8 protein-coding genes are annotated in these 13,558 nt (G+C 45.2%); 6 read left to right on the top strand and 2 right to left on the bottom strand.

Going from position 1 to position 13,558, the window contains the following annotated elements:
* The first annotated feature begins 97 nt into the window (after window positions 1-97).
* Entirely contained in the window at window positions 98-1,114 is a 1,017-nt protein-coding gene (locus tag HXT46_RS00590) for a LacI family DNA-binding transcriptional regulator (protein WP_032841349.1), read from the top strand.
* Here the strand turns inward: HXT46_RS00590 and HXT46_RS00585 are convergent.
* Window positions 1,098-1,871: a TraX family protein gene (locus HXT46_RS00585; protein ID WP_004118141.1), complete on the bottom strand. Its 774-nt coding sequence runs from the start codon at window positions 1,869-1,871 to the stop codon at window positions 1,098-1,100. The genes HXT46_RS00590 and HXT46_RS00585 overlap by 17 nt on opposite strands.
* 298 nt (window positions 1,872-2,169) lie before the next feature.
* The gene (locus HXT46_RS00580; protein WP_421786038.1) at window positions 2,170-3,876 is read right to left on the bottom strand and encodes an alpha-amylase family glycosyl hydrolase; all 1,707 of its coding nucleotides are present in this window, start codon (window positions 3,874-3,876) and stop codon (window positions 2,170-2,172) included.
* Between the two features lie 443 nt (window positions 3,877-4,319).
* On the opposite strand from HXT46_RS00580, the gene HXT46_RS00575 reads away from it, so the two are divergent.
* The 5 genes from HXT46_RS00575 (at window position 4,320) to HXT46_RS00555 (ending at window position 13,333) form a co-directional block, all read left to right on the top strand.
* Entirely contained in the window at window positions 4,320-5,549 is a 1,230-nt protein-coding gene (locus HXT46_RS00575; RefSeq protein WP_004118137.1) for an extracellular solute-binding protein, read from the top strand.
* A gap of 158 nt (window positions 5,550-5,707) precedes the next feature.
* Window positions 5,708-7,111 (top strand): carbohydrate ABC transporter permease, encoded by a 1,404-nt coding sequence (locus tag HXT46_RS00570; protein WP_004113788.1) that lies wholly within the window; start codon window positions 5,708-5,710, stop codon window positions 7,109-7,111.
* Entirely contained in the window at window positions 7,108-8,028 is a 921-nt protein-coding gene (locus HXT46_RS00565; RefSeq protein ID WP_004113786.1) for a sugar ABC transporter permease, read from the top strand. Before HXT46_RS00570 ends, HXT46_RS00565 begins: the two co-directional genes overlap by 4 nt.
* 105 nt (window positions 8,029-8,133) lie before the next feature.
* Window positions 8,134-10,125 (top strand): type I pullulanase, encoded by a 1,992-nt coding sequence (pulA, locus tag HXT46_RS00560; protein ID WP_421786036.1) that lies wholly within the window; start codon window positions 8,134-8,136, stop codon window positions 10,123-10,125.
* 445 nt (window positions 10,126-10,570) lie between these two features.
* Entirely contained in the window at window positions 10,571-13,333 is a 2,763-nt protein-coding gene (locus HXT46_RS00555) for a hypothetical protein (RefSeq protein WP_421786034.1), read from the top strand.
* Window positions 13,334-13,558: the final 225 nt, after the last annotated feature.

Below are 13,558 nucleotides of genomic sequence, written 5' to 3'. Positions count from 1 at the left end.
AAATGTAAACCTTTTCATTTATGATAACTAGAAGCAGGGTGATTAAAAGAAATGCAGCTAAAAACTCTGCAGCTAAAACGCTTAAAAGAGGTGCGACTTGTCAAAAACTAGTATTTGCGATGTAGCAACACTGGCAGGAGTGTCGATTGCAACCGTCTCCAGAACATTCGCACATCCAGAAAAAGTCTCCGCATCTACACGCGCCAAAGTCATGCGCGCAGCCGAACAAATGGATTTCACTGTTTCTAGAACCGCCGGGGAGCTTAAAACAGGCAAATCATATCGCATAACGCTACTAATCGGAAGCAGTAAAATCGAATGGTTTAGCTCAGCAATTATAGAAGGATTAAATAGCGTACTGAACAAAAATGGCTACGACCTTGTAATACACCTTTTAGAGGGAGTTGAACAAAGAAAAAACTTCTTTAAAGAGCTGCCCTTACGCGCAAACACAGACGCAATAATCGTATCGTCATTTGACATAAGCAGCAATGAGGCTGAACAATTACAACGCATAAACGTACCAATTGTTGGAATAAACTGCACAGCTTCTAAAGTGCTTTCTGCATCAATCGGAATCGACGATGCTCTGGGTATAAAACTTGCGATTCAACACTTAGCAACATTAGGGCATAAGCGTCTTTTATACGTGTATGAGCATTTTTGTTCATCTTTCCGCTTTAGCTCGTCAAGAAGAATCACAAGCTTTGAAAACGTGTGCAACAATATTGATGGAATGCAAGGGAAAGTACTGCCAATAGACATAAAAGATGACCCTATAGATGCCACTCTTTCTGAGCTTTTTACACAAGAAAATCCCCCTACGGCAATATGCTTCCACCAGGATTCAACAGCAATGCCGTTCTTGTTTAGATTACAAAAATTAGGAATTCGCGTGCCTGAAGATTTATCGATTATAGGATTCGACAATGGCACTTATGCAAAAGAGGCTGGACTAACCACCATTCGTCAGAATCCTAAAACAATGGCAGAGCAGGCTGGGAACATTGCGATATCTCTTATAGAAGGTAAAGCTGTAGCGCGAAGACATCTTACAGCTCCAGTGCAACTTATTATAAGAAATTCTACGGCTGCACCTAAAGCAGAATCGTGAACAAGCTTGCGATTACAAGCATAAGCGGATACCACGCATACATAAGCCAGCGGAATTGCTTAGTTTGCTTAGGTCCGTCGCCATACGGACTGCGATAGTGCAGCACAGCCACGCCAACACCTGGCGCCAAAAGCGACATACCGCCAAACGCGCCAGCAATCAGCTCCATGCGAATCTCGTGGTTTTCTAGGAATCTAAAGATAAGAACAAATCCTAAAAGTAAAGCTCCACCCCAAAAAATATTCTGCCTAAAGCCGACTTTGCCGAAAAGATTCCACAATATTCCTGCAACCAGGATTACTGCGATTGACGCAACTTTTTGAGCGCCTTTAAAACGCGCGCGAACCATGTCGATTCCCGAAAGCACAAAAAGCGCAATAACAAGCCCAAACACTGGATTTTGCGAGCGCATATCGAAAGCGCAGCCAAAGGTTGTAAAGTCGTACGGAACCTCGCAAATAAGCGCAAGCACAAGAAGGCGGAGCGTGTAAAGGTTGAGGTTATGCGTGTTTTGATATCCGCGAACGAGTAGCCACGCGTACCACGGCAGAGCCGACCAGCTTATAACTTCGCAAACTACGGCAGCTGTGAGGCTCCACATATTGGAGTTGGAAAGACCGCCAAAAAGGTGCGGAATCACGGTTGTGCCAAATGCGCTGAGCATTATCATTACAGCGCCGAGCAGCTTGAACTTTTTGAGCGTAATACCCATTTTTATGTTCTTGTCTGCGCGGATCTTTGGTTTTAGCGCGTCCATAATTCACCTCTTGCTCGCATGCGTGCGTTGAGTGCGTATAAGCTTTTGCCGTCATTGCAACGTTATTGACAACAGCGTTGACATCATTGCAATTGTATCAAACCCTAACTTAAATCTCTGCAGTGCGCGACGACCTACCTTTTCGCTTAGAGCATAGCGCGAAAAGGTAATTCGGAGCGCTGAGCCGCTTAAATGTAAAGTCCAGTGGACTTTACATGCGGCGAAGACGTCCGCGCGCTTAGACCGCGCGGACGTAGAAACACCCAGCCCTCACACAACGCTAAATAGGAAAATCGTGTTATAAAGCAAACACAGCGAAGGACTGCGCGCCGAGTTTAAGCGCGGAAGAATCGCAAGCAACCGCTCCAACCGAAATCCGCGGCTGCAAAATCTCCTCTGGCGTAAGCCCTGCAAGCGCGCTAAGCGCAATCGTCTCCTCGTTTAATCCAGGATTCATAACCACAATGCATCTATCTGTAGAGGATTCGCCATCCGACACATTCGACTCAGCCGCACATCGCTCGTACGCAAAACTGCGACCATCCACAGGAGCGTGCAACACTCGCCAAGTGGCATCCGCGTGCAATGCCGCGCACTCGTGACGCAAAGCAATCAGCGCGCGCACCCAGTTAAGCAGCGAATCGCCATCCTGCTCCTGACCCAAAACCGTTGGAATCTCGCCACTTTGCACGGCCTGCTTACGCGAGTTTGCGCAAGTCCTTCCATCCGCGCGCGCCTCAACAGGCAAGTACAACTTCGACTTTGCAGCCGTGGAGAATCCAAAATTCTTAGAATCATCCCACTGCATTGGCGTACGCGTGCCCGTGCGCGCATAACCGCCCTCTTTTGTAGGAATATCGCGATATTTCATGCCGATTTCGTCGCCGTAATACACAAACGGCACACCTGGCATTGTAAGAATCATGCCAAACGCAATCCGCCTTTCGCGCTCGCTTAATCGCGGAGCCAGGCGTGGAGTATCATGATTGCACGTTATAAAGCTAAAATAACCCTCGTTGCAAGTGGCCTCATACTGTGGGCAATAATCGTCTAAAAATGGGCAAATGCTGCCGCCGCCGCGCGCATTAAAGTAGCTGTGGTCGTGCTCGGGATTGCTGTCTAGCGCATTATCCACATCGCGAGCCAAGCGCGCGTAACCGTTCGGATTCCCATCCCAGCGCCAATTCAAATAGAAGTCCATGTCGAATCCAGCAGCCAGCGCCTGACGAGGCCTGCCCCACTCCGAAACGAAAGCAGCCTGCGGATACTCGGCCTTTACAGCACCCAGCATCTCTTGCCATGCGCGAATCGTGTTGTCTTTGCCAAGGCTTCCCTCGCCATTGTTGTCGTCGTTTTTTACAAGCGAATCCGCCATGTCTACGCGGAATCCGTCCGCACCGAGCGCAAGCCAGAATCGCATAACATCAACCATCGCGGCACGCGTTTGCGCAGCCTCATTAGAATCTGGCGCGGATTGCCACGCGCGATCCCTATGCGCAAAGCCGTAATTTAGCGCTGGCTGGCATTTAAAGAAGTTCAGAATATACGTGGCATCTCGCTCGCTTTCGCCGCCAATAAACGGCATGGAATAGCCGCTAAACGCGCTGTCGGTCCATATATATCGCTTGCTAAACTCGTTTTCTTGCGCGCGCGAGCTTTGCTTAAACCACTCGTGCTCTTCGCTTGTGTGCCCTGGAACAAGGTCTAGCAAAATGTGCATTCCGCGATTGTGTGCTTCGCTAAAAAGACGTTGCAAATCCTCATTCGTGCCGTAGCGCGCTGCCACTTTTTTGTAGTCGCGCACATCGTAACCCGCGTCTTTAAATGGCGAATCGTAGCAAGGATTTAGCCAGATCGCATTGCATCCAAGCGATTTTACGTAGTCGAGTTTTTCGATTATGCCTGGAATATCGCCGATTCCGTCGCCGTTTGAATCGTAGAAGCTTTGTGGATAGATTTCGTAGAACACGGCGTCGCGCAGCCATTGCGCATGTTCGTTTTGCATATTTCCCCTTTTTTGTTGACGTAACTTATCTTTTATTTTGACTTGACTTTTAACTCGTACGATTTTATTTTACTATTCACTTTTTGTTGTTGATTTTGCCATTTTGAGCAACAAAATCAGGAAAACTTTACGCTTTGACTGAGCTCGAAATCGTCGATTCACATTCAACCAGTCAATAATAAAATTCCGTTAAATTTACTGAGTTATAGAATAAAATACGATTTTCTAAAGCTAAAAAGTCACTTTACAAACAATTTTTCTAATCACTTGCGACATGATTTGCTAACACTTTTATATCCGTGTATACTACACATTGCTTATATACGGATTTCAATAAAAATGCGACACTGCTCAACGCAGCAAAATGCGATGGTGCGTCGCATGGGATCTGTTACTATGCCACCAAAGAACATGCCAAGCTGGCATGATATAGGAGGTCAAGGATGACGAATATGAAGAAAGTGCTGGGCGCAGGCCTCGCAATCGCTACAATGTTTGGATTTGCTGCATGCGGTTCTAGCACCAACGCTGGCTCCAGCAACAAGGCAAACCCAGTAAAGCTCACCGTGTGGTCTTCTTCCGAAGATCAGAAGGCTGGCGGCTGGATTCAGGCTATGGAGAAAGCCTTCAAGAAGGATCACCCAGAGGTTACTTTTAAGAACGCTGTTGTTGCTCCACCAGATGCTGCTAAGACCGTTAAGCAGGACGCTAAGGCTGCTGCCGACGTTTACCTGTTCCCTAACGATCAGCTCGGCGACTTGGTAAAAGCAAATGCAATTGGCGAGTTGAGCGACGACGCTGCCAAGCAGGTTAAGGAAGACAACGATGATACCATCATCCAGTCTGTAACCGCTCAGGATGGCAAGCTTTATGGCGTTCCATACATGGGCAACACTTGGTTCATGTACTACGATAAGTCCAAGTTCTCCGACGAAGACGTTAAGTCCCTCGATAAGATGCTCGAAAAGGGCAAGGTTGCTTTCGATATCAGCAACGCTTGGTACCTTCCAGGCTTCTACCTCGATGGCAACATGACCCTCTTCGGCGAGAAGAGCAACGATGGCAAGGCTGGCATCAAGATTGGTGACAAGGCTGCCGAAATCACCAAGTATGTTGCAAAGCTCATTCAGAACAAGAACTTCGTAATGGATGGCGATGGCGCTGGCTTAGCTGGCATTAAGAACCACACTGTTGACGCTTACTTCTCTGGCTCTTGGGATGCTGGCGACGTAAAGAAGGCTTTGGGCGACAACTACGCTGCTGCTCAGCTTCCAAAGTTCAAGTCTGAAGATGGCGAACATCAGATGAAGTCCTTCGCTGGTTCTAAGGCTGTTGCTTACAACCCTAACTCCAAGGCTCCAGAGATGGCCGCTAAGTTCGCTGCATTCCTCGGTTCTAAGGAATCCCAGGAGCAGATGTACAAGCTTCACGGCGATATCCCAGTTGCTAAGTCTTTGTCTGATCTCGTTAAGGACAACCCAGCCGCTGTGGCTCAGATGAACACCATTGCTAAGACTTCTGTCTTGCAGCCAACCGTTCCAGAAATGGGTGCCTTCTGGGATCCAATGAAGACCTTCGGTACTGCATTGGCAAACAAGGAAGTCAACGACGGCAACGCCGCTGCAAAGATTGCAGACTTCCAGAAGGGCTTTGAGGAAGCTCTTAAGAAGTAAGTATTACTTACGACTGTTTTCTAAATATTAAATTCTTTTAAAAGAAAATAATATTTAGAAAACACACGGCAAGGACGCCCCGCTCCCCTAAGGATTTTAAAATCGGGGCGGGGCGTCCTTTGCTTGTAAAAACCCCACAATTTTACGAAAGGCATGTCATGACTGGCACGACATCCACCAAGCGAGGGAAGCGTAAGAAGGCACCTGCTGCCGATGAATACATTGCCCCTTCGCAATACTCATTACAGGAGGCTGCAAAGCACGCAGACGTACTGTCTTGGGTTTCGATAATTATCTTCGGTTTTGGTAACTTCGTTCGCAAACAGTACGTGAAAGGTCTCGTATTCATTCTATGCGAGGCTGGAGTTCTTGCCTTCTTGGCCACAACTGGCGCTGAATATCTACCAAAATTCGGTACTCTTGGTACTAAGAAGCAGGGTAGAGTAAAGATTAACGGCTTCTGGCACTATGTGGCTGGAGATAATTCTGTTGAAATTTTGCTGTATGGCGTTATGAGCATTGCAGCAATTGTTGTTTTAATTTATTTAGCTACTTTGTCTTTGCGTAGCGCATACAAAGCTCAGGCTTTTGTAGCACGCGGAGAAAAGCCTATTACTTTTGTTAAAGATGTTGAGTCTTTGCTCGACCGCCATGCGCACGTTGGTTTTATGACTCTTCCAACCGCTGGAATTGTTTTGTTCACGGTTTTGCCATTGGTGTTCATGATTTCGATGGCATTCACAAACTATGATCGTGACCACACATTGCTGTTCCATTGGGTTGGTTTAAACAACTTCTTTAAGATTCTTGGAAATACAACTGGAACCATTAATGCTGGAATCTTCTTTGATGTTTTGATTTGGACCCTTGTTTGGGCTTTCTTCGCTACATTCTTGAACTTCTTCTTCGGCATGTTTATGGCAATGATTATTAACAGGCGCACCACTCGTCTTAAGAGCTTGTGGCGTATCTGCTTCTCTTTGACCATTGCTGTCCCACAGTTTGTGTCCTTGCTTGTTATGCACAGCATGTTGCAAAGAGATGGCGCTATTAACCGTCTTCTTATATCTTCTGGCTGGATTCATTCTCCACTACCGTTCTTCCAGGATGCTACTTGGGCAAGGGTTACGGTTATTCTCATCAACCTTTGGGTTGGTATTCCTTACACCATCATGCAGATCACTGGTATTTTGCAGAACGTTCCAGCTGAACTTTACGAAGCCGCAGAGCTTGACGGTGCAAGCTGGTGGCAGCGTTTCATGAACGTCACTATGCCATATATCTTCTTTGTTATGACTCCATACCTGATCACCACCTTCACTGGAAACGTTAATAACTTCAACGTTATTTACCTGTTGTCTGGCGGCGAGCCAACACCAATTGGTTCTTCTGCAGGTAAGACTGATTTGCTCATCACCTGGCTGTACAAGCTTACGGTTGATAAAGATAACTACAGCATGGGCGCGGTAATCGGCATTATGACATTCATTGTGCTTGCGATTGTTGCTTTGATAACATACCGCAACTCTGGCTCCTACAAGAATGAGGAGGGATTCCGGTGAGTAATAAGAAGGATCTTATGCAAGGCGAACAGACTGTGCATAGTGTACGTAGTGTCCCGTTCTGGCGCGATCAGCGTATCCGCCGCATATTCGGAGACATTGTAGCTCATCTGTTCCTGATTGTTATGGCTGTGATTTGGCTTGCGCCAATCGTTTGGGTGTTCTTGGAAAGCTTTAACCAGAACACTGCACCATATCAGACAACGTTCTTCCCGACTAAGTACACGTTTAATAATTACATTCAGCTGTTTACTGAGCGAGAAGTTCTTGACTTCCCACGAATGTTCTTAAACACCTTGATTGTGTCTATTTTCGTGTGCATTATCTCTCTGTTCTTCGTGCTTGTAGTAGCGTTCTGCATGTCTCGTTTGCGTTTCCGCGGTCGTAAGACATTTATGAACATTGCTTTGATTCTTGGTATGTTCCCAGGCATCATGGCAGTTATCGCTATCTACTTCATTTTGAAGGCTTTTGGCTTGACGAATGGTTCTGTTGTTCTTATTTCCCTTATAATCGTTTACTCTGCTGGTAGCGGCATGGGCTTCTACGTTATGAAGGGCTATATGGACACGATTCCAAAGTCTTTGGATGAAGCCGCTTATTTGGACGGATGCACAACTTGGCAAGTGTTCTGGAAGATTATTCTTCCAATATGCAAGCCTATGATTGTGTTCCAGGCTATTGTTAGCTTCTTGGGTCCATGGCTTGACTTCGTTTTGGTTAAGACTATTGCCCGTACTCAAGATAATTACACTGTGGCTTTGGGCTTGTACCAGATGTTGCAGAGAGAATACATCAATCACTGGTTCGCACGATTCTCCGCTGGAGCTGTGTGCGTTTCCATTCCGATTGCAATCCTGTTTATTGTTATGCAGCGATTCTATGAAGAGTCGATGTCTGGCTCTGTTAAGGGATAGTAACCTCTACATCAATTGTGGGGTTTAATTGAAAATGGGGGTCGAGCGTTTTAAAGCGTTTCGGCCTTCATTTTCTTCTGAATAATTAAAAGAAGGATATATTACATGACGTTCACGTCTTCAACACAATGGCCAGTGTACTCGGGTCAGCTTGGATGCTCGCTTAATGAAAAATCAACAACATTCACAGTTTGGGCGCCAACCGCATCATGCGTGACGCTAAGACTTTTTGAAACAGGAAACAACAGCGAACCTTTCAAAACACGTAATTTAAAGCCATTGCGCGACGGCGCATGGAGAACTTCAATATTGCAAAGGCTAGATGGCGTTTATTACGATTTTCTGGTGACTTTTGCTGATGGAAAAGTGAATCGTACAAGTGACCCTTGGGGTGTTGCTAGTGGCGTAAATGGCGAGCGCAGCATGGTTGTAAGTGAGGAACGCGTTAGCCCAGCTGACTGGCACAAAGATAAGTCGCCAGAGTTTGTACGCCATGCGACGGTTGTTTGGGAAACGCATGTTGAAGACTTTAGCAGCAATCCTAATGGCGGATTTAAGCCAGAACATAGTGGTCAGTATCTTGCTTTTACAGATTCGCATACGACTTTAGATTCAGATAACAACTTCCCTACTGGAATCGACTATCTTAAAAAACTTGGCGTAACTCACGTTCAACTAATGCCAATCTACGATTTTGCGACTGTGGATGAGGTTGCGATTTCGTCTGCTCGCAAAAACGGTGAGAGCGTGGATTCGCTTTACAATTGGGGCTACGATCCACATGCGTACAATGTGCCGGAGGGTGCTTACTCTAGCAATCCATACGACGGTACGGCAAGAATACGCGAGTGCAAGGCGATGATTGGCGCTTTGCACAAGAATGGCATGCGCGTAGTTATGGATGTTGTTTATAACCACATGTTTGAGGCTGCGTCGAATGTGTTTGAAAGTGTCGCCCCAGGCTATTTCTGCAGACGTAAGTCTGATGGGTCTTTTGCAAACGGTTCTGGCTGCGGTAACGAAATGGCTTCCGATCACCCAATGTTTAGGCGTTTTATGATTGAGTCTATTTTGCATTGGGCGCGCTGCTACCATGTGGATGGTTTTAGATTTGACCTTATGGGATTAACGGACGCGGAAACGTTGAACATGATTCGCGCAGAATTAGATAAGCTTGATGGCGGCAAAGATATTCTTATGTATGGCGAGCCGTGGGGCGCGGATGCTGCAGCTGTACCTGATGATTGCCCTATGGGAGATAAAGATGGGCGAGGATTCCTTGATTCTAGAATCGGCTGGTTTAGTGATGAGTCTCGTGACACGCTTAAGGGCAATGTTATGGATCATCATGACCGCGGATATGTAAATGGCAATGAGTTTTGGACGGCGGATCCTGTGCGAAACGCGTTTAATGGCTGGCGTGGTATGCCTTGTGCTGGTAAAAGTGTTGGTCAAATTGTGCAGTATGTTTCTGCTCACGACGATTTGACTTTGTGGGATAAGCTGTGTATTTCTATGCGCGATAATGCGTCTAGCTGCGATTTTGACGCAAGTGATCCAAACAGCGTTGCAGACATTTTTAGCGCTAATATTCTCAGTGCTGGATTGATTTTGTGTTCTGCTGGTATGCCGTTTATGCTTGGCGGCGAGGAGTTTGGTCGCACTAAGCATGGTTGTGATAATTCTTATAATCGCGGCGTTCTTATGAACCAGCTTGATTGGTCTAGAGCTGAGCGATTCCAACCGCTTGTAGAATGGTATAGTGCGCTTATAAAACTTCGCGCTAAGAATGCTGAGTTTTATGATGCTAAGCGCACTCACCTTACTGCGTCTGATAATACTGTTCTTGCAGAGCAGATTGGAAGCGACTTGATTGTGTGTGTGAACCCTATGAATGATGCGTCTGCAGCAATTGATTTGCCTGCTAAATCTGCAAGCCCGTGGCGCTGCGTGTTGGATTCCACTGAGTATTTTGCTAAGTGGACGGGGCACGACTCTGGCAGCTGCGTTTCTATGCTGTGCGATGATAATGGCTCTCAGCGTGCGGTTCATGTGCCGCCGCGTACATTCGTTGTGTTGAGTCGCAAGCGCGCTTGATTGCTCGAGTTCTTGAGCGCGCTCGGCTCGCAATTTATCCCGATTTTGTTCTCTTATTCCTATGATTTGGGAACAAAGTCGGGATTATTTTTTGGCTTATGATTGAATATTAATATTTTGGGGAATAACCCAATATTTTCGAATACTGAGTCGGATACTAATATTTCAAGGCGAATCCTTGTAATTTCCTTAATTGTTCCTTATAACTTGCCAAAGTGAGCGAATTATTCCTGTGATTCTGTTAGAATAACTTTTATACTTTATACCCCTATTGTGTATATGCAAAGTGGAGAAATATGCAGAGTAGAGAAGAGTAGAAAGTCTAGAAACAAGACAGAGACGCAATACAGACACGGATTGTATGCCAGCGCTTTGATCTTACAACTTGATAATTAAACAAATACCCCCACACCCAAACCTAAATGATTTGAAGAATGAGGTAAATATGAACGCTAAGATTGCAGCCGCTATCTCTTTGGGCGCAAGCTCTTTGGCTCTTATTGGAAGCATAAGCATTGCAAACGCTGCCAACGCAGCAGACGCGACTACAACAGATACGTCCAATCATCCAGCAGCACAGGTTAAGACCATATCCGACACTGGTTTTGATGCTGTTAGCAATGTTGTTTCTTATGGTCCAGAAGATTTTAAACCACAAACCGTTAACTCGCCTGTTACTGGCGACGCTGCTGCCGGCAAGCAAGAGAAAGAAAATCCTGGAACGGTTCAAGGTTCAGGCACACCTAAGAATAACACTCCAGCAAATGCAGAAATACTCCAAAAAGTCGAAGAATCAAAGAATCTACAAAAAGAAGCTCAGAATAAGCATAATGAAGCAAATAAAGCTGTAGAAGAAGCAAAACAAGAAGCTGAAGATACTGCAAGAAAAATTAATGAAGCTGTAGAAAAGAAAAATAATGCAGAAAATAGCATTGCTGAGACCAATAAGAAAATAGAAACAGAGACTCAGAATATAGCAAATGCCGAGCAGCGCATTGAAGAGAAGAGTAAAGCCGTAAAAGAGGCAGAAAAAGACAAGAAAGTGACTGATGAGGCTAAGCAAAATGCTGATCAAGTAAACAAAATTAGGTCTGAAGAAAAAGCTGCAAAAGATGAACTTGCTGAGGACGCAAAAGATGACAACGAAGAAACTGCAGAAGATTTAGCAAATGAAGAAGAGGCTAAATCTAAGCTTGAAGCAGAGTTAGCTGAAGCCAAGCAAAAGTCTGAATCTGCTAAGGCAGAAGCTGAAAAGATTGAAAAAGAAGCACAGCAAAAGGAAGCAGCTGCTGAAGGCGTCGATAATAAGATTGAGAACATTACTAAGCAAATTAAAACTGCAGAAGAAAATCTAAAAACTCTTGATGCTGACAATGATCAAAACAAAATTAATCAGCTAAAAGAAAAAGCTGCTTCAACTAAGAAAAATGCTGAAGAAGCAGAAAAAACTGCTGCTCAAAAACAACTTGCATATACACAACAAAAAGAAAAAGTTGCCGAATATGAGAGAGAATTACAAAAATTAGAATCCGATAGATCAAAACTTGGTGATCCTTCACATATAGAAAAATTAACTAACGCGCAAACTAAAAAGACAGAGGCGCAAGATATTGAAGAGCGATTAAAAAACGAAGCTAGTACCGCAAAAGAAAATAGCGAAAAACTAAGTACTGAAGCAAAAAAAGCTCAAAAAGAACTTGCCGAAGCAGATAAAAGTAGTCAAATAAGAGATCTATTAGATACAATTTCTGAATTGACTTCTGAGATAAATTCTTTAACAAGAATTTCTGATAATGCAAAAGATGCTCGAAAAGCTGCCAATGAGAAGAAGTCTGAATCTAATTCTTTAGCTAAAAAAGTTTCAGATAAAGAATCCGAACTAGCTGAGCTTGAGAATACTATAAAAGAGCTAAAAGAATCTAAACAAGATGCTGAAAAAGCTTTTTCTACCACTAAAGAGGAGGCAGAAAAAGCTAAAGAGGCGGCAGAAAAAGCTGCTCAAAACTTACTGGCAATAACAGAAGAAGCACAAAAAGCAGAGAAAAAAGTTCAAGACGAAACTGCTAATCTTGAAAACGCTAAAATGGATAAGGATACCGCCGAAAAGAATCTTAATCAACTGAAAGAAGACTTGAAGCGAATCGATAAAGAAATATCCGAAGCTAAAACTAATGTCGAGGTGACTAAACAACTTGCTGAAACAGCAAAGCAAAAACTAAATGAAGCGAAAACTAATGTTGAAGCAACTAAAGCAAAGATCTTAGAGCTAAAAGCTTCAATTGAAGAGACCAAGCGTACACTTATTTCAAAGTATGCTGCAAGCTCCCAAACCATCGAATTCGCTTTTGATTTAATGATAAAAGAGGTTGCTAATCGATCTAAAGAACTTGATAAATCAACACAAACGTTGAACAATGTGGAAAATAGTCTCACTGCAGCAAAGCAGAAGGCTGAGGAATCTTTGAATCCACAGGTTCAGAAGCCAGCTCCTTCTACACCAGCTCCTGCTCCAGCTCCAAGCACTCCGCAAGAGGCTCCACAGGTGCAGCCACAAGCTCCGCTTAATCCACCAGCACCTCCAACGGCTTCAAATCCACAGGTGCAGGAACAGGCTCCTTCTGCGCCACCAAGCGCACAACAGCCAGCTCCAGCTCCAAGCACTCCACAGAATGCGCCACAGAACAATGCTGCACCAAGTGCGCCACAGGCTTCGGCTCCTTCTGTATCACAGTCTGCACCACAGGCTGCACCTAAGCACAGTGCTGTTCCAGCGAACCAAACGGAGTCCACGCATACCGCAAAAGCTGCAGAAGAACTCGTAGAAAACGCTACTGCTAAGTCGCCAGCAACCGCAGAGACTCCTGCACGCACGCCTCGTGCTGCAGCATCTGCTGCTCCTGCTGCTCCTGCTGCTCCTGCTGCTCCTACAGCAAGCTCCGCAAACACAACAAAGAGCGAAGAGTCCAAGAACACATCTAACGATTCCGCAAAAGATGAAAATCAGAAGGAATCCGAAGAGTCCAAGAACGAAGACTCAAAGAGCGAAGACAATAGCAGCGATAAGAGCGCTCAGGCATCTGGCGCAAACAACGGTGAGCACGCCGCTGGCAACAGCACAACGCTAATCGCAGCTGTTGCTGGCAGCATAACTGCTGGAATCGCAGCAATCGGCGCAGGATGGCACTTTATGCGAATCCGTCGCAAGTAAGTAGCAGCAAATATGCGCAAATAACAAATAACAAAAACCGCAGTTGGTATTTAACCTTCTGCGGTTTTTGTTAAGTGCCACGAAAATCGCCAATATTGCAAACGATATCAATACTTAATATAATGGTTAGCTAGAGCGTACCTCAATCCAGTGAGGTGTTGAGAAATCGCACTCTTCGACATCGTTTGCAAACCAACATCGATGCGACGAGATTACATGTGCCAC

Origin of the sequence: Gardnerella sp. DNF01204 (genome assembly GCF_049244145.1) — a bacterium.
GTDB classification, from domain to species: Bacteria; Actinomycetota; Actinomycetes; order Actinomycetales; family Bifidobacteriaceae; genus Bifidobacterium; species Bifidobacterium vaginale.
The sequence above is the reverse complement of the archived record's forward strand: the minus strand, read 5'-3'. Positions and strand labels throughout refer to the sequence as shown.